The sequence below is a fragment of the Mucilaginibacter pallidiroseus genome (assembly GCF_007846085.1).
Taxonomy (GTDB): Bacteria; Bacteroidota; Bacteroidia; order Sphingobacteriales; family Sphingobacteriaceae; genus Mucilaginibacter; species Mucilaginibacter pallidiroseus.
The window spans coordinates 287,272-305,578 of the sequence record NZ_VOEJ01000003.1; the positions used below are offsets into that span (position 1 = coordinate 287,272).

An 18,307-nucleotide genomic window follows, 5' to 3' on the forward strand; every position below is an offset into this window, starting at 1 on the left:
GTTATAAAAAAAGTGTCGGTAAGCGGGGTAAAATAAACGGCGAATAAGGAACTACATTTTTTACCGATTTGAAAACGGGTCGGCTAAGCGGTTATTGAACCTGATCAGTGTATAAATACGGAACAGCAGCACTGCTACCACCGGCATGCCCAACCAATGTGCTTTAAAGGAGTTGGCAAAGTCGCCACGAAAGAGGTATGCTATAGAATGGCCCAGGCCGCAACCGGGGCACCAGCTAAAACCAAAGCGGTTAAATGGGCATAAGCTATAATGGCCCTGTTCCGCCGGGTTGGTAAACGCCAGGCAGCACAGGGCCACTATCCATATTGTTATTTCGAAGTATTTGAAAAAATAACGTTTAATCAACTTTGTTTGCCTTTGTTGCCAGCAGTAAAGTTACTGCAAAGGTCTCGATAACGCCAACAAGCAGTGCCCCAAAAATACGGCCGCTAAAAGCTTCGAAGCTGGCGTCATTACCGCTGTTGTTAAGGTTTATAAACACAATGCCGCCAAACACGGCAATGGCACCGCCTAATAACAGTATTTTAAAACCTTGGATAAGACCTTCTAAGAATCCCATCTTTCCGTTAAGCTCCCCATCCCGAAAGTTTTTTATGCCAAAAAACAAACCTATTAGTGGAATAAGCGCCGAGACATATTCAATAGGGGCCGATGTGCTATCGCTTAAATTGTAGCCCATTCCGCGCATTATAAAAAGCCATATAATGCTAAGCACGCCTATTATTAATCCAAATATTACTGAGTTTTTCATATTAGTTGTTGTTGTTTTTAGGTTGAGTGATAATTATCATTAAAAAGTAAACATTAGCCCAAATTGTTTGCTATAAATTAGTGATTAATTGACGGCGGGCTTTTTGCAACCTCCGCTTTATTATATTTGCATTGATTTGAATATACGCGACATATTAGACCGTTATAAAGCCGACGAGCGTGTAAAAGCACTCGCTCAGGCACTTAACGGGGGCAAAAGCCCAAGGGTACAATTAAGGGGATTGGTAGGATCGGGCGATGCTGCTATGGCCGCGGCATTGTATTTTTTACAGCACAAGCACATGGTGTTTGTATTACCCGAGCGCGAAGAGGCTGCCTATTTCCAGGCCGACCTGGAAAACCTTACCGGGAAAGACACTTTGCTTTTCCCATCATCATACCGTAAAGCATTTGAATTTACACAGCCCGATAGCGCTAACGTACTTGCCCGTGCCGAGGTACTTAACGAACTTAATCATAGTACCGATTATGGCCAGCTTATAGTTACCTACCCGGAAGCATTGGCCGAAAAGGTTATTGACCGTTCGTCATTAGAAAAAAACACGCTTGAAATTGGCGTGAATAATAAGCTGAATATCGACTTCATCAATGAGTTTTTGGTTGAGTATGATTTTGAGCGCGTTGATTTTGTGTATGAGCCCGGGCAGTTTTCGGTTAGGGGCGGTATAGTTGATATTTTTTCTTTCTCACATGATCTGCCTTATCGTGTAGAGTTTTTTGGTGACGTTATCGAGTCTATCCGCACCTTTGAGATAGAGAGCCAGCTATCAGTAGATAAGGTTAAAAACATCACGATAGTACCTAATGTACAATCGAAGTTTTTGACCGAAAACAACATATCACTTTTAGAGTATGTTGAGCCAGGTACCCAGGTATGGATAAAGGATGTACAGTTTACGCTGGACATTATACAAACCGGCCATAAAAAAGCAACTCAATTATGGAAGGCCCTGTCTGCAGAAGACAAGAGCCAAAACCCAGATTGGATTGACCCCAAATACAGTTTTACCGACGAAAAGCTGATTGCCGACCAATTGCATGATTTCCCTTTAGTTGAATTTGGGAAGCAGTTTTTTTATACCGATGCCTCGCATATCAATTTTGATATGCGCCCGCAACCATCCTTCAACAAAGACTTTAGCCTGCTGATTCATAATTTTAAGAACAACGAGGCCGAAAAGATTGAAAACTTTATCCTTACCGATTCGGCTAAACAGGTTGAGCGCCTTTATGCCATTCTTGACGATCTTGACAAAACGGTAAAATTTACACCAATAAGCATCAGCATACGTGAAGGATTTATTGACCGCGAACAAAAACTGGCCTGCTATACCGATCACCAGATTTTTGACCGTTACTATAAATACAAGCTTAAAAAAGGCTACCAACGCAGCCAGGCCATTACGCTTAAGGAGCTGCGCGACCTTAAGCCCGGTGACTTTATTACCCATATTGACCATGGCATAGGCAAATACGCCGGCCTCGAAAAGGTTGATGTGGGTGGCAAAACGCAGGAGATGATTAGGCTGGTTTATGCGGATAACGATTTGCTGTACGTAAACATCAACTCGCTTAACCGCATTGCCAAATATAGCGGCAAAGAAGGCACCCAACCCCGCATGAATAAGCTGGGAACGGATACCTGGGAACGCCTCAAGAAAACAACAAAAAAAAAAGTTAAAGACATAGCCCGCGACCTGATCAAGATCTATGCTTTGCGTAAGGCGCAGGATGGCAACGCATTTTCGCCCGATAGTTACCTTCAAACGGAACTGGAAGCATCATTCCTTTATGAGGATACACCAGACCAGGAAAAGGCTACTACCGACTTTAAAAAGGACATGGAGTCGCCACACCCCATGGACCGCCTTATTTGCGGCGACGTAGGTTTTGGCAAAACAGAAATCGCCGTACGTGCCGCATTTAAAGCCGTAGCCGATAGCAAACAGGTGGCTATTTTAGTGCCTACTACCATTTTGGCCGCCCAGCATTACAAAACCTTTAGCGACAGGCTTAAAGGTTTTCCTGCCAATATCGATTATGTTAATCGTTTTAAAACCACCAAGCAAATCAAAAATACCCTTGCCAAGCTTAAGGAAGGTAAGGTTGATATTATCATAGGCACCCACCGCCTGGTTAGTAAAGACGTAAAGTTTAAGGATCTTGGGCTGATGATTATTGACGAGGAGCAGAAATTTGGTGTAAGCACAAAAGAAAAGCTTAAGCAAATGCGCGCCAATGTAGATACCCTTACGCTTACGGCGACGCCAATACCGCGTACCCTGCATTTCTCTTTAATGGGCGCGCGCGATCTTTCTATCATATCTACGCCGCCTCCAAACAGGCAGCCAGTTGTTACGGAATTGCACGTATTTAACGATAAGCTGATTAAAGAAGCCGTAGAGTTTGAAATTGAACGCGACGGACAAATATTCTTTATCCATAACCGCGTGGCAGATTTACCGCAATTGGGCGGTATGATCCATAAACTGGTACCTAAGGCACGCGTGGGCATTGCGCACGGGCAGCTGGACGGAGACGCCCTTGAGGATGTAATGCTGAAGTTTGTGAATCATGAATATGATGTGCTGGTGGCAACTACAATTATTGAAGCCGGGTTGGATATACCAAATGCAAATACCATCATCATTAACCATGCGCACATGTTTGGCCTGAGCGACCTGCACCAGATGCGTGGACGCGTTGGCCGTAGCAATAAAAAAGCATTTTGTTATTTGTTAAGTCCGCCATTAAGTACCCTCACCAACGAAGCCCGTAAGCGATTAAGTGCCATTGAGGAATTTAGCGACCTGGGCAGCGGTTTCAACGTAGCCATGCGCGATCTGGACATCCGCGGCAGCGGTAACCTGTTAGGTGCCGAGCAAAGCGGCTTTATTGCCGAAATTGGCTTTGAAATGTATCATAAGATATTGGACGAAGCTATACAGGAGTTAAAGGACGATGAGTTTAAAGGCGTATTCCCGGATGAAAAGCCCAAGCCTTTTATATCCTTTACCCAGATAGATACCGACCTGGAGATCCTGATACCGGATGAGTATGTAACCAACATTACCGAGCGCTACAACCTGTACACCGAGCTATCCAAACTGGAAAACGAAACCGAGCTGGATGCCTTTAAACAGCAACTGCATGACAGGTTCGGCCCTATACCCCGCCAGGTAGATGCTTTGTTAAACACAATGCGCCTGCAATGGTTAGGCAAAGCCATTGGCTTTGAAAAGATATCGCTTAAAAAGAATGTATTACGCGGCTATTTTATTACCAACCAGCAATCGGCTTATTTTGAAACACCTGCCTTTAGAGAAGTGCTCAACTTTGTGCAGCGGAACCCCCGCCGTACCAATTTAAAAGAGGTTAAAAATACATTGCGTTTGAGCATCGATCGCGTGGAAACTTTAAACGAGGCTCTGGAATTGTTGGAGGAGATGACGGTGGTTGAGGTGTAGAGGACTATTTACCTGCAATAGAGGGTCGACTCACACTACCATTAATCCTAACTTTGAATAAGTTATGCAACGATCTGTCTACAGATAGAGTGCTATTTTTATATAAAAGTCGTGTTGTATATTTTACTTCGTTCGTTTCTAAATTGTCTTTATTTTGAGTTATCATATTTAAGCTAAGCTTAACTTCGGTTTTGACAGGTAAGCCATAAAGTAGCGTCGGTAATACAGTAGGCATCTTTGCTAAAACCTCGCTAATTAAATTATAAATATCAGAAGATGCCTCAGGCAGCGTTGAAACATCAGAAAATCGCCCATCTTCATTAACTTTAAAACTTAATGTCAATGAGTCGGTTAGCCTACTGCTAAGTTTTTGGTTTTTCAACTTAATTTTAAATTGTGAAATGAAGTCTATTGCGTTTCTGACAAACGAAAACTCAGACAGGGTTTGCTTGAAAGGATATGCTTTACCGAAACCATCATAACTAACACCTGATATAAATTTATTATCCTGGTAACTTAGTTCTACATTAAGAGAATCCAAAAAAGGAACTTTCCCTTTCCACACACCGCTTTTTCTGCCTAAATAAATCGGTCCGATTAATTGAAAATCAAGAAGATCATTCTCCAATTCTATATCGTATCCCATTCCATTTTTACATATTTCCTTTCCATTACTATCATAACTCTCCAAAACCTTTCCAAAAAAATCGATTTGCCCCCCGTATCGTGGAATGTTTTCAATGACTTTTAATAATTTCCCATTGGGATAATATTTATATTCATTCCCTTCTTTACCTAGATCCCCATAGTTAGTAATTGAGCTTCTTACTCCTGATGAATAAAATTGGATGCATGGGCCGATAAATGCCCCGGTTCCTTTAGACGGGCTAAATGATACACGTTTTAATTTCCCCAAAAGCTTGATTTGCCCATTTTTGTAATAATCCTTTACGTCTATCGAATCAATATCTTTTGTAAATGGCGGAATGACTCTAAAATAGTCTGATTCCTCTAATGACTCTACTAATATTGGACTAAATGCAGGTCCCTTTAAGTAATAAATAACTGTGTCGGTAAATTGAGCTTTAGAAGATTGAGGGAATATAAACGATGATAAAAACAGGCACAGCACGAGTTTAATGGGTTGCGATAAGAACATAGGTTATTTTCGGTTATAATACATTAAATATAATTAGTAGCGCAACTAAAATCAACAATAAAGGCTTTATATTTCTTAAAACAGCGATAGAAAGACAAATTAAAGTTTGCGATACCTGCTTAAAAAATAATCCCTGACGGCTATAAATTTTTTTCGCCCGTTGTCAAGCTGATATTCTTTGATAAATACTTCCGGGGCGTATGCTTGTATCGTCAAACAATCAAAGCTTGTTATCTTTTCAAAAACATTATTACTTCCGTCATATACTTTAATTTCCTGCAGTTTTCCCTTTTCATCTCTAACCCTTTGATCGTTTAATGAATCAGGATTCAATGTCCATAAAGCTGATTTATTGACGTACTGAAATAATTTCTTCCCTTGTAACGTATTTATTTTTTTGAATTTAACTTTCGCAGAATGCCAATTCCCTTTCGACAATCTTCTTGTAGATATTGAGCCTTTGTAGTAAGTTTTTTCCTTTACCGATACAAAGACATAGCTTATTGTGTTCGATCGCCAAAAACCTTCATTTGTGTAAGCAAGTGCTGTATCGAACTTGGCTTTCAACGCTTCTGCGGCAATTGAGGGAACACCGCGCTCCATTGCTAAACCATAATTTAGCGGCAATTTTTGGGCAAAAGCGGCTATTGATATAAATAGTAAAAACAAAGCCAATGCAAGTTTCACTTTCCTACTCTTTCTTCTTATAAATCCCCTTCAAATTCCTTCCTAATTCACGATAGTCCAAGCCGTAGCCCACTACAAACTGGTTGGGTATCTGGAAGGCTACATAGCGTAGTTCTTCAATGCTGTGTTCAATCGAATCAGGCTTTAGCAGTAGGGAGCATACGGTTATAGATGCCGGCTGGCGCACTTGTAGCTTTTCTATCAGGTATTTAATGGTGTTGCCGGTATCTATAATATCCTCAATCAAAATAATATCACGGCCGTTGATATTGATGGTGAGATCGAAATCATCGCGTATCTGGCGGGTGCTCGAAGTTCCACCAAAGTACGATGCCAGTTTGCAAAAAGTAATTTCGCAGGGCACAACAATTTCTTTTACCAAATCGGCTATAAATAAGAAGCTGCCATTTAGCACACCTATAAAAACAGGGCTTTTATCAGCATAATCGTTATTAATGTCCTGGGCCACCTCGGCTATGCGTGCCTGTATAGCTTCTGCAGAGATAAGTGGTTCAAACTCAAGATCGGCTATCTGTAATTTCATTATCTTAATTTAAAAGTAAACATACGCAAAGGATGAACAAATAGGTAGCATTTACGGTTATCTTTGATGCTTGCATGACAGATCATCAGATTCACACATTGCCAAATGGCATCCGCATATTACTAAAACACACGCCCTCGCCCATAACTCATTGCTGCTTTTTGGTAAACGCAGGCTCGCGTGATGAATTGCCCCAAAAAGAAGGCCTTGCTCATTTTATTGAGCATTTACTTTTTAAAGAAACCGCACGCCGCAATACTAACCAAATTTTAAACCACCTGGAAGTTGTGGGTGCTGATTTAAACGCCTACACAACTAAAGAATACACCTGCATCCATGCATCGCTGCTTAAACAGCACCTGGAACGCGCTGTAGATTTGTTTGAAGACATTCTTTTTCATTCAACATTTCCGCAAAACGAATTGGAGAAAGAGCGGGGTGTTATACTTGATGAGATAGCCTCTTACCTTGATCAGCCGGAAGAAGCCATACAGGATGATTTTGAAGAGCTGCTATTTAAGGGCCATGCTATCGGTAATAATATATTAGGTACACGCAAAAGTGTAAAGAAGCTTGACAAAGCGGACATTGACCAGTTTATCAAAGCCAATTATAACACGCACCAAATGGTGTTTGCGGTGTCTGGAGATTACGAGCTGCCCAAACTGGTAAAACTATGCGATAAGTATTTCGCGCACATCCCGGAGAATAACGCACAAAAAAACCGCGTACAGCCCGCCTTAATTGAAAGCGTTATCCACACCGTAAAAAAGCCAATTGCCCAAACACATTGCGTTATCGGTGGCCGCGCCTACCATTCGCAGCACGCCAATAAATATGGGCTTTTGTTACTAAATAATATATTAGGCGGTATGGGTATGAGCAACCGCCTGAACCTGGAAATTCGCGAAAAGTATGGCATTGCTTATACCATCGAATCAAATTATACTTCGTTAACAGACACGGGCATTTTTTCGATATACTTTGGCACCGATGCCGAGAAGGCCGAAAAAGCCCTTAAACTGGTGCATAAGGAACTTAAAAAGCTGCGGGAACAAACCATAGGCCCGGTACAGTTAAAACAAGCCAAAGAAAAATTTATTGGTCAGATAGCTCTGGCTGAGGAAAACAGGCTGAGCCTTATTATATCAATGGCGAAAAGCCTGCTGGATTTTAATCATATAGACAGCCTGGAAGACATTTTTGACAAGATAAACAAGGTGTCGGCACCGCAATTGCTGGAGATAAGCAACGAAGTTTTTGACAATGACGGTTTGATAACCTTACTGTTTGAGCCTAAATAATAAATAAGTTACTTTTGCATAATGAAATATCCTATTGTAGCATACGGCGACCCGGTTTTAAGGCGCAAGGCCACCGCAATTGAGGCCGACGAATATCCGCATATAAAAGAGCTTGTTGATAACATGTTCGAAACCATGTACGGCGCACGCGGCGTTGGGTTGGCTGCACCGCAAGTAGGCATGTCTATGCGTTTGTTTGTGGTTGATGCTACACCATTTGATGATGAAGAACCCGAGCTTAAAGAGTTTAAGAAGGTTTTTATTAATGCTACCATTTTAGAGGAAAGCGGACAGGAATGGAGCTTTAACGAAGGCTGTCTTAGCATACCGGATATACGAGAAGATGTATCACGCAAGCCCGTTATCAGGATATCATATTACGATGCCGACTGGAAACACTACGAGGAAACCTTTAAAGGCATGGCAGCCCGTATTATTCAGCATGAATATGACCACATTGAGGGAAAACTTTTTACAGACAAACTGAGCCCGCTACGACGACGCCTTATTGAGAAAAAACTGAATGATATATCAAAAGGGGCCGTTGATGTAGATTACCGCATGAAATTCCCTGACGCTAAGAAAGGACGATAGTTTGGATTAGAATTAAGAGGTAAGAGTCAAGAATCAATATAAAAACAAAAAGCCGGGTCAAAAATTTGACCCGGCTTTTTTTATGTGTATTAAATGTTTTTCCTGATAACTAATACCCAATCACAAATAATTAATAAATGCTTAACTACTTCGACCCCTTATCCCCGTCCGTGATGGTTTTGATAAGAGAGCCCCACGCAAGCGGGTTTAACAATGGATTTGAGAAGGAGTGCGAGTTAAGTATGTTGTTATGCATACTTTGAAAATTGGCCGATTGAATTTCGTGCCCGTCCCTCGGCAATGTATTCTGCGACGCAAAAAGTACAGACCGCTGCATATTCTTACGGGCAATTTCCTGATCGTCATCAGCAATTTTCGCTGACACAAAATCCCGGCGAAACTCGTCGGTAGTAGCCCATGGAAAAAGGTGCACCGTAGGCAGGTTGTTTATCTGCGGCTTTATCATCACCTTAGCCGTATAGCTTTTATTTTGCACGCCTGCAGGTATTACAACATCTATCGGCGCATAACCCACAGATGTAAACCGCAGCGTGTCACGCTCATGTGCAACAAATGAAAAATAACCATTGTAGTTGGCCACAATTGTTGAGTTGCGTTGCGACACGTTTGTAATAGTTACATAGGGTACAATGTTTTTGGTACTGTCGGCATTGTAAACAACGCCGGTAAATTGCACAATAGGCTGCTCCCGCTGTTGAGCAAACGCCCCAAGCGATAAAAACAATAGCAATATTCCTATTAATTTTTTCATGCAAAAAATCGTATCCCCACCGCCTTCAAAGAACAATATCTGTTCCAAAAAGCATGTAAAAATACGTCATCGAAGACTACCTGTCTCTTACTTTAACAATTATTAACAACTACCGTAAATTTTCTGGCAATACCGCATTAGGGTCGTCAATGTCGGTTAGGTTCACTGCCTCTATAGACGTAATTTCCGGAACGGCTTTTTTAATAGCCTGCTCAATACCTGCCTTAAGCGTCATGATACTCATTGGGCACGAGCCGCACGAGCCGAGCAACTTAAGTCTCACTACGTTATCAGGCGTAATTTCCTCGATAGATACATTGCCGCCATCGGCCTCTAAATAAGGGCGAATGGTATCTAACGCTGCATCTACCTGTTCATGTAAACTCATCTTTATTATTTTATATAAGTAAAGTTATTAATTATTTACCAAATTACTATTACCGGCCACGCGGGCATTGTAAATAGAAACCTGCTGCGCAACGCTGCTGGCCATTGCTGCAAATGCCTCACTCATTGGGCCATTATCTTCCAGCACAATAGGCTTGCCTGCATCGCCGCTATCGCTTATACCCTTTATTAACGGAATTTCACCTAAAAATGGTACGTCCAAAACCTCTGCAAGTTTACTACCACCGCCCTGGCCAAAAATGTAGTATTTGTTTTGAGGCAGCTCGGCCGGTGTAAAGTATGACATGTTTTCTACTATGCCTAAAATAGGCACATTGATAGCCTCCATCATAAACATACCTATCCCTTTTTTAGCATCGGCCAACGCAACATTTTGCGGCGTAGTTACAATAACTGCACCTGTAACCGGGAAGCTTTGCGTGACCGTGATATGAATATCGCCGGTACCGGGAGGCAAATCAATCAACAAATAGTCCAGTTCGCCCCAATCGGCATCGTTAAACAATTGCTTAACCGCTGTCGATACCATTGGCCCGCGCCATGGCACAGGCTGATTAGGGTCGGTAAAGAAACCTATTGAAAGTAGCTTGATACCGTATTTTTCAATTGGCTCTATGCGCGTTTTGCCGTTCTCCTGCGTTGCTTTTGGCCGCTCCCCTTCCAGCCCAAACATGATTGGGATAGATGGACCATAAATGTCGGCATCAATCAAACCGACCTTTGCCCCGCTTTTTGCCAAAGCCAATGCCAGGTTTACCGACACGGTTGATTTACCAACCCCACCTTTGCCTGATGCTACAGCTATGATATTTTTAACCCCCGGCACACCGGTGTTTTTTTGTGTAGTAACCTGTGATGTCATGTTAACGGTTACCTCGATATCTTTGCTGATGAAGTGACCTATTGCATTGCGGCAGGCGTTTTCAATAAGATCTTTTAGCGGGCAGGCAGGCGTGGTAAGCACAACCGAAAAGCTAAGCTTATTGCCACTTATGTTAATATCCTGTATCATGTTAAGCGTAACCAGGTCTTTTTTAAGATCAGGCTCCTCAACGTGGCCCAGCGCTTGTAATACTTGTTCTTTTGTAATGTCCATATTTATTTGGCGGCAAAAATACGAAAACAGGTACCTGCTTGCGTTGTTAAGAAAACATTTGTGGAAGCCAATCGTTGCACCACAGCATATTTAATTTAGTTTTGGAGTAAATTTCAGAAATGCGTCGTATAAGTATTAACCCTAAATATCTCCGCATTGCAGGCATTGTAGCAGCCGTTTTGGTTGTAATTGTGTTAATAGGCGGCTATGTTGCTTACTCCAAACGCGAAGTACTCCTGCAAAAAGCAATTTCCAAAGCTAAAGCTAAAGCTAAAAACGAATATAATTTAGATGTAAAAATAGGTCAGGCGCATTTCACCGGCCTAAGCACCGTTGCTTTTTCTGACATTTCTGTGGTGCCGTACCAGCGCGATAGTGTCTTTTCGGTTAAAAAGTTCACCGTAAGCGTAAAGCTTATGCCGTTATTGGTAGGCAAAATCAAATTGTCTGATGTGATATTGGAAAATGGCTTGATAAACCTTACCAGTAAAAATGGCGTCAGAAACTTCGATTTTCTGTTTAGAAAAAAGAAAGACACCGGCGACACAACTCGTAAAGCAGATTTATCGGTCTTGTCAAACAACCTGATCAACGAGGTGCTTTACAAAATCCCTGATAACCTATCGTTACATAACTTTACGGTGCGTTTTACTGATGACAGCACGCGCCTTAATGCATTAGCAACATCGGCAATTATTGATGACGGCGAACTCAAGTCTACCATAAAAGTTGATGATGGCACGGCTGCTTCAACATGGCATTTTGATGGAAAAATGCATGCATCTGATAAAGATATAGATGTAAAGCTCTATGCCGAAGGCAAAAAAGTTGAGCTGCCCATTATTGAGAAAAAATTTAAGCTTAAGCTAAACTTCGATACTATTACCACCCGCCTTACAAATGTAAAACACAGCAGCGGCGAAACAAAAATTGAAGGTTACTGGGCCGTTCGTAATATGCTGCTTAACCACCCGGGGCTATCCGTGTCGGACATTGTTGTGCCTAACGGATCAATTGATGCTCATTTACTGGTTGGTGAAAACTACGTCTCGTTGGATAGCACATCCGTAATACACCTAAAGAAAATCTCGGCTAAGCCTTTCATTAAATACACCCTTAATCCGGTCAAGATCTACGAGCTTAAAGTGCAAACCGGCTGGCTTAATGCCCAGGATATTTTCGACTCCTTCCCTACCGGCATGTTCGAGTCGCTTGAAGGTATGAAGGTTGCCGGAAAACTCAATTATAACCTTAACTTCTACATGAATTCGGCCAAGGTTGACAGCCTGAAGTTTGATTCGCGTTTAAGTAAAGATAATTTCAGGATAATCAGTTATGGCAAGGCCGACCTGAGCAAACTTAACAGGCCATTTGTATACATACCATATGAAAAAGGCAAACCTATGCCGCCGCATAACATTGCCCCCAACAGCAGCGATTTTACGCCGCTTGAGAATATATCGCCAAATGTGCGTAATGCGGTAATGACGGCCGAAGATCCATCGTTTTATCGTAACCATGGTTTTGTAGAAGAGTCGATACGTAAATCAATCGTAACAGATTTTAAAGAAAAGAAGTTTAAACGAGGGGGCAGTACCATATCAATGCAATTGGTTAAAAATGCCTTTTTAAGCCGCAACAAAACCCTATCGCGCAAAATTGAAGAGATACTGATTGTTTGGTTGATTGAAAACAATGGCATCATGACCAAAAACCGGATGTTGGAGGTATACTTTAATATTATTGAATGGGGCCGCGGTATTTATGGTATTCGCGAAGCATCTAGGTACTATTTTGACAAATCGCCGTCTGAACTTACTATTGGCGAAAGTATCTTCCTTGCCAGTATAGTGCCAAATCCTAAAGCAGGCTTGTACGCTTTCCAGCCCGATGGGTCTTTACGGCAAGGCTTACACGGCTACTTTAACTTGATAGGCCGCCTAATGGCCAGCAAAGGCCTTACACAGCGCGACAGTAATGCCTATGGCTTTTACAACGTGAGGCTAAAAGAGAGCTTGCGCAGGGGCACACCGGTAATAGTTGACTCGGCCGCGGTAGATAGCCTGATGAAACAGGGCGATGACGAGGGCATACCTATCGGTGTGGCACCTGTTTATGAGGAACCTAAGCGTCCAAACTTTTTCCAGCGATTATTTGGTGCGAAAGATACGTCTGCCGAGGCCCGTGCTGAAGAAAAGATAAAGGAAACCAATGACATGATCAAAAAACGCATCAAGCAGGAAATATCAGCCATGAAGGATGATTATAAGCGCCGCATTGATGCTCTTGACACTGTTACAACCCGTAGCAAGCAGGATATTAAAGACGAGAAAAAGCGATTGAAGCAAGAATCGAAAGATAAAGAAAAGGAAATGAAATCCCGGATGCCATAGTTATGATGCAAACTTTCAGCGTTCCTTTATCTTCATTTCCGCAAAACGAAATAGCTCTTACCGAACAGCTGGATGAAATTTTATCGTCCAGCTATCTTGCAGATATTTCAACTGCGCTCATCCACGAGAACAAAGAGAAGTTTGGCCCATCGGTTATCAGTAACCTGAGTTTTGAAGTAGTATCTTATAACCTATCCGCGCAAACCGGGCGGGTGCGTTTTTGGTATGATATGCAACTTACCTTTGGCTGCGAAGATTTGGTTAAGGATCATAAAAAGCAGCACTCCTATTATAACTTCATCATTGATAGTGCTGACTTAAAAATTTCTTTTCGCGGCGATGAACAGGAAAGTAGATCAACAGCTGACGAATTTTGATCTATTAATATTTACGCATCAATGACCCATATACATGTTTAAACATTTATATTTGTGTTATTAAAACAATCAACTAAGTAAACATTTGATCCTATGTCATTAACAGATAAATTAAACTGGCGTTATGCCACTAAAAAATTCGACAGTACTAAAAAAATTGCTGCCGATAAGCTAAGCACATTGTTAGACGCTATACAGCTGTCCCCATCATCATACGGCTTGCAGCATTATCGTGTAATTGTAGTTGAAAATGCGGAAGTGCGCGAAAAGTTAAAAGCTGCAGCTTACAATCAAGTTCAACTCACTGATGCATCGCACGTTATTGTATTTGCTGCCGAAACTAACATCAACGAGGAGTTTGTACATGAATATATTGATCACGTTGCGGAAACCCGTGGCGTTCCGAGAGAGTCGCTCAAAGGTTTCGAAGATGTAGTAGTTGGATCTGTTAATGGCCGTACGCCGGAGCAATTGCTTACCTGGGCACAAAAACAAGCCTATATCGCCCTTGGCATCCTGCTTTCTGCCGCGTCGGAATTGGAAATAGACAATTGCCCGATGGAGGGTTTTGATGCTGCCAAATTTGATGAAATATTAGGCTTAAAAGAAAAGGGGTTAACGGCAACGGTAATAGCCACCGTAGGTTACCGTGCAAGCGATGATCCTTATGCAGGCTTGGTAAAAGTTCGTCGCCCTAAAGAAGAATTATTTATCCATATATAAGTCTTTGATTTATTAGCTTTTAGTTAAACGGCCATTGGCATATGCCAATGGCCGTTTCTGTTTATTTGCCTTCTAGCGTGGTGTTATAGCAAAAAATAACGGGTTGCCCAAAAGTCATCTTCATACTGAATAACTATGAATAGCAAGTCAGCTATTTTGCTTTACAGGCTAAGATAACTCAAGCATAACATTTGTTTTTTGCTTGTATAGTATGATCTACACAGATAACTAATAATTAATATCGGCATGGCATTTGTATAACTTACTGAAATACATAGCCATGTGTACAAAGAAAATTTTAATAGTTGATGATAACGAATTGATTGTAGAGGTGATGAGCTACATCCTCAGCAATAGCGGCTATGAAGTGTCTTCGTTAAATACTGGCGAAGGCGTGATAGCAGCAGTAAGCAGAACCCAACCGGATCTTGTGATTTTAGACGATACATTACCCTACATGCGCGGAACAGAGATATGCTCAATACTTAAGCTCAATCAGTCCACGCACAATACACCCGTTATTATTTGCTCGGGTAATGAAGATGCAGAATGCGCCCTTACGCAAAACGGTGCCGCCGACGATTTTTTGTTAAAACCGTTTGATATGAACTCGTTACTCAACAAAGTTGAGCATCAACTGGCCGCATAGCTATTTATCAAAAATCGATTTTGCTTTTTTGATTGTTTTCTCAAGGTCGATCCCTTTTCCCAATACGCCGCTAAATAAGTCTCCCTCTTTCTTTAAACGGGCTATAGCGTTGTTGATATTAAAATCCTGCATTTTTAGGCCGGGTTTAACTTCGTCCCAATGCAACGGCATGGAAACCGTGGCGCCAGGTTTCGGCCTTAGCGAATAAGGCCCGGCAATAGTCGCTCCCGGACGATTTTGCAAAAAGTCGAGATACATTTTTCCGTTTCGGTTTTTCACCATCCGCTCAAGTGAGGTATAATCGGGTATCTGTTGGTGAACAATATTCACGACCAAACGAGCAAACATTTGCGACTGATCGTAATCGTATTTTGCATTCAAGGGAATATAAATATGCATACCCGTTGAACCGGACGTCTTGCAAAATGATGGCACGTCAAGGGCGTCCAAAACTTTCTTAACCTCTTGCGCTGCGCTTATAACCTGGTCGAACGTGTTTTTGTCCGGATCGAGATCAATAATGCAATAATCTGGATTGTCCGGCGATTGGATACGGCTAAACCAGGGGTTCATTTCTATACAACCTAATGAGGCCATCCAAAGCAGGGTAGCTTCATCGTGCCCTACCAGGTACTCTTTGTGTTCGCCCTCGCTTGTGGTATAAGGAAACTTTCGCACCCAATCCGGCGATTTGCCTTTTACATCCTTTTGATAAAAGCTTGGGCCATGAATGCCGTTAGGAAAACGGTTGAGCGATTGCGGTCGATCTTTTAAGTAAGGCAATATGTACTCTGCAACTTGGTAGTAGTAATTAAACATATCGCGCTTGGTAATGCCGTCTTCCGGCCAGTAAACCTTGCTTAAATGTGTAAACTTAAGGTCGTGTCCGCATATCTTTTTTACCTGGGTTTCCTCTTTGGGGTTAAGCAGTGTACGTTTTGCAGATTGTTTGGGCGCTGTAACCAAGTCTTTCTTGCCGGATGCTTTCTTGCTTTCGTTTTTTGTCTTGGAAGCAGGCTCATCAACAATTTCGGTCGTACTCTGCTCCTGCTCGCGCACTACTTCTTTTGCCTTTTTATCTGTGCGCATACCTTCAAAGCTCGGATGCCTAAAAACGCCATCGCTGGTTACCTCGGCAAAACTTACTTCACAAACAAGTTGCGGCTTAAGCCAGGTTGCTTTTGCCTTAGGCGGATTGGGCCTGAAACGAGATGGTTTGTTCACATCAGGCTCATAACCGAAGGGGCTTTTATCGGCAATTAATGGCTTAAACAGCTCCATCATTTCCTTTTGCAGCTTGTCGGAAAAGCCGGTGCCAACCTTGCCTACATATTGTAGCTTACCTTCTTCATACACCCCAAGCAGCAGCGAGCTAAACTGTTTGGCCGTACCTTCGTTTTTGGTAAAGCCACCTATAACAACTTCCTGCCGTTTGTTGATCTTAACCTTGAGCCATTCCTTTGATCGATTGTTTGCGCTATATGTGCTATCGGCCTTTTTGGCCATGATACCTTCCAGTCCTATTTTTTTAGCTGCTTCAAAAAACTCCGTGCCGTTAGCCTTAAATGTTTGGCTTATACGTATACGGTCATCGTCGGTAGGTATCACATCCTGCAAAATGGCTTGCCTTTGTATGAGAGGCAGGCTTGTTAAGTCCTTCCCGTCATACCACAAAATATCAAACACGTATAAAACCAGCTCTCCATCAGCCTCACTGCGCCAGTTTTGCAAGGCGCCAAAGTTTGATATGCCCTTATCATTCAATACCAGTATTTCTCCGTCAATAACTGCATTTATCTTCCAGCTTTCCAGTATTGTTTTTATGGGATAATACTTTTCATTAAAATCCTTATTGTTACGTGATAGCAGTTGCACGTCGCCCTTGTTAATGAAACCGAGCGTACGATATCCATCCCACTTTACCTCATAAACCCAGTCGGGGTCATCAAATGGCTCATTAACTAAGGTTGCCAGCATAGGCTTTACACCTGTAGGGATTTTAGCCTTAGGCGCTTTCTTTAATATGCCTTTTACATCTTCATTTGATGATGCACTATCAACCATCTCTTCCAACTCTTCAACAGGCTCAGTTTGTTTTTTTTTACGTGTCGATTTGGGCTTCTCTGCTTCTATATCCTGTTCCTCGCCATCCTTCCAAACCTTATCACCGGTCTTTTCCATTTGGGCTATGGTTTTGCCAGACAGTACTGACTTTTCCTGTTTAGTAATATCCTTAACAGAAGCAAACTCATCTTTATGTTTGATAAGCAACCAGCCGTTCTCGCCCATGCCATGAGTTTTCACAAGGGCAAACTCACCCTGCAATTTTTCGCCATGCAGCTTTATTTTTACCGAGCCCTCTTTTAATTGTTTAAGCAAATGCTTTTCCTGGGCCTTTTTGCCTTTTATTTCTTCAATAGGCTCATAGGTTCCCTCATCCCATACAATAACCGTCCCGCCGCCATATTCGCCTTTAGGAATAATACCCTCAAAATTCCGGTAATCAAAAGGATGATCCTCTACCATCATGGCAAGGCGTTTGGTTTTTGGGTCTGTCGAGGGGCCCTTTGGTACTGCCCAGCTTTTCAGCACGCCATCCATCTCCAGCCTGAAATCGTAATGCAAGCGCGAAGCATCATGCTTTTGTATCACAAACATCAACTGATTTTTATCCTTGCTTTTGCCTGCTTTAGGCTCTTTGGTTTTGGTAAAGTCGCGCTTTTGCGCATATTTTTCCAGGCTCATGGTTGTGTGGTTTTGTTATAAATTAACAAGCCCTTTACCAGATGGTTTTCGCCATTTAATTAATAAGAAAATGCGAATAAGGTCGGCCTTACTCCTGCTCAATAACAGATAAAAAATTGCCTGCCGGGTCTTTAAACCAAGCAATTAGGGGGCCGCCTCCACGATGAATATTATCCTGATCGGTGTTAATGTACTCGCTATCATAACTTTCAAACAACACACCTTTTGCTTTCAGTCCTTTTACGGTAGCTAATAAATCGTCAATAGGGAAATTAAGGATAGTATACGTTGCCGGCTCGTGGTTAGGCTTTGGATAAACGAGTATGTTGTTATTATTACCTGGTATTTGAATAGTTAACATGCCGCCCATGTCCTCCATTTTATCTACTTCCAAACCCAGCTTTTGACTATAAAACTCATATGCGGCATCAATATCGTTAACCGAAAATCCGCTAAATGCTTTTGACTCTTTTAACATAGCGTAAAGTGTTATAATGTATATAATTGATTATCAATCAAATTTAGTGCTAATAACACTACTTTTCAAACACGCTTTTCAACCACCTTCCAATTACCGGTAAATGGTGCCAGGTAGCC

General features: G+C 42.0%; 17 protein-coding genes. 7 read left to right on the forward strand and 10 right to left on the reverse strand.

The window, feature by feature from the left end:
* Positions 1–60: 60 nt before the first annotated feature.
* Positions 61–366: a DUF2752 domain-containing protein gene (locus tag FPZ43_RS08210; RefSeq protein ID WP_261381029.1), complete on the reverse strand. Its 306-nt coding sequence runs from the start codon at positions 364–366 to the stop codon at positions 61–63.
* A complete protein-coding gene (locus FPZ43_RS08215) occupies positions 359–772 on the reverse strand; it encodes a DUF4199 domain-containing protein (RefSeq protein WP_146381385.1) in 414 nt (137 codons plus the stop codon). The genes FPZ43_RS08210 and FPZ43_RS08215 overlap by 8 nt, the downstream gene beginning before the upstream one ends.
* 136 nt (positions 773–908) lie before the next feature.
* On the opposite strand from FPZ43_RS08215, the gene mfd reads away from it, so the two are divergent.
* Positions 909–4,259 carry a transcription-repair coupling factor gene (gene mfd, locus FPZ43_RS08220; protein ID WP_146381386.1) on the forward strand — a complete coding sequence of 1,117 codons (3,351 nt, stop codon included), beginning with the start codon at positions 909–911 and terminating at the stop codon, positions 4,257–4,259.
* Between the two features lie 4 nt (positions 4,260–4,263).
* Here mfd and FPZ43_RS08225 read toward each other — a convergent pair whose 3' ends face one another.
* The 3 genes from FPZ43_RS08225 to hpt form a co-directional block, all read right to left on the reverse strand.
* The gene (locus FPZ43_RS08225) at positions 4,264–5,418 is read right to left on the reverse strand and encodes a toxin-antitoxin system YwqK family antitoxin (protein ID WP_146381387.1); all 1,155 of its coding nucleotides are present in this window, start codon (positions 5,416–5,418) and stop codon (positions 4,264–4,266) included.
* 99 nt (positions 5,419–5,517) lie between these two features.
* The gene (locus FPZ43_RS08230; protein WP_146381388.1) at positions 5,518–6,105 is read right to left on the reverse strand and encodes a hypothetical protein; all 588 of its coding nucleotides are present in this window, start codon (positions 6,103–6,105) and stop codon (positions 5,518–5,520) included.
* 4 nt (positions 6,106–6,109) lie between these two features.
* Positions 6,110–6,649 carry a hypoxanthine phosphoribosyltransferase gene (hpt, locus tag FPZ43_RS08235; RefSeq protein WP_146381389.1) on the reverse strand — a complete coding sequence of 180 codons (540 nt, stop codon included), beginning with the start codon at positions 6,647–6,649 and terminating at the stop codon, positions 6,110–6,112.
* A 74-nt stretch (positions 6,650–6,723) separates the two neighbouring features.
* On the opposite strand from hpt, the gene FPZ43_RS08240 reads away from it, so the two are divergent.
* Complete coding sequence (locus tag FPZ43_RS08240) at positions 6,724–7,953, forward strand: M16 family metallopeptidase (RefSeq protein WP_146381390.1); 1,230 nt, start codon at positions 6,724–6,726, stop codon at positions 7,951–7,953.
* A gap of 21 nt (positions 7,954–7,974) precedes the next feature.
* Complete coding sequence (gene def / locus FPZ43_RS08245) at positions 7,975–8,547, forward strand: peptide deformylase (RefSeq protein WP_146381391.1); 573 nt, start codon at positions 7,975–7,977, stop codon at positions 8,545–8,547.
* Between the two features lie 145 nt (positions 8,548–8,692).
* Here the strand turns inward: def and FPZ43_RS08250 are convergent, their stop codons facing one another.
* The 3 genes from FPZ43_RS08250 to FPZ43_RS08260 form a co-directional block, all read right to left on the reverse strand.
* Positions 8,693–9,319, reverse strand: coding sequence for a peptidase associated/transthyretin-like domain-containing protein (locus tag FPZ43_RS08250; RefSeq protein WP_146381392.1), 627 nt, complete (start codon positions 9,317–9,319; stop codon positions 8,693–8,695).
* A 109-nt stretch (positions 9,320–9,428) separates the two neighbouring features.
* Positions 9,429–9,707, reverse strand: a complete 279-nt coding sequence (locus tag FPZ43_RS08255; protein WP_146381393.1) for a NifU family protein — start codon at positions 9,705–9,707, stop codon at positions 9,429–9,431.
* 27 nt (positions 9,708–9,734) lie between these two features.
* Positions 9,735–10,823, reverse strand: a complete 1,089-nt coding sequence (locus tag FPZ43_RS08260; protein WP_146381394.1) for an Mrp/NBP35 family ATP-binding protein — start codon at positions 10,821–10,823, stop codon at positions 9,735–9,737.
* A 119-nt stretch (positions 10,824–10,942) separates the two neighbouring features.
* On the opposite strand from FPZ43_RS08260, the gene FPZ43_RS08265 reads away from it, so the two are divergent.
* The 4 genes from FPZ43_RS08265 (at position 10,943) to FPZ43_RS08280 (ending at position 14,965) form a co-directional block, all read left to right on the forward strand.
* Positions 10,943–13,216 (forward strand): transglycosylase domain-containing protein, encoded by a 2,274-nt coding sequence (locus tag FPZ43_RS08265; protein ID WP_146381395.1) that lies wholly within the window; start codon positions 10,943–10,945, stop codon positions 13,214–13,216.
* Positions 13,217–13,218: 2 nt separating this feature from the next.
* Positions 13,219–13,593 (forward strand): hypothetical protein, encoded by a 375-nt coding sequence (locus FPZ43_RS08270; protein ID WP_146381396.1) that lies wholly within the window; start codon positions 13,219–13,221, stop codon positions 13,591–13,593.
* A 93-nt stretch (positions 13,594–13,686) separates the two neighbouring features.
* Complete coding sequence (locus FPZ43_RS08275; protein WP_146381397.1) at positions 13,687–14,316, forward strand: NAD(P)H-dependent oxidoreductase; 630 nt, start codon at positions 13,687–13,689, stop codon at positions 14,314–14,316.
* Positions 14,317–14,596: 280 nt separating this feature from the next.
* Complete coding sequence (locus FPZ43_RS08280; protein WP_146381398.1) at positions 14,597–14,965, forward strand: response regulator; 369 nt, start codon at positions 14,597–14,599, stop codon at positions 14,963–14,965.
* On the opposite strand, the gene ligD is transcribed toward FPZ43_RS08280, so the two are convergent.
* Complete coding sequence (ligD, locus tag FPZ43_RS08285; protein ID WP_146381399.1) at positions 14,966–17,710, reverse strand: DNA ligase D; 2,745 nt, start codon at positions 17,708–17,710, stop codon at positions 14,966–14,968.
* A gap of 88 nt (positions 17,711–17,798) precedes the next feature.
* Positions 17,799–18,188 (reverse strand): VOC family protein, encoded by a 390-nt coding sequence (locus FPZ43_RS08290; protein WP_146381400.1) that lies wholly within the window; start codon positions 18,186–18,188, stop codon positions 17,799–17,801.
* Positions 18,189–18,307 lie beyond the last annotated feature (119 nt).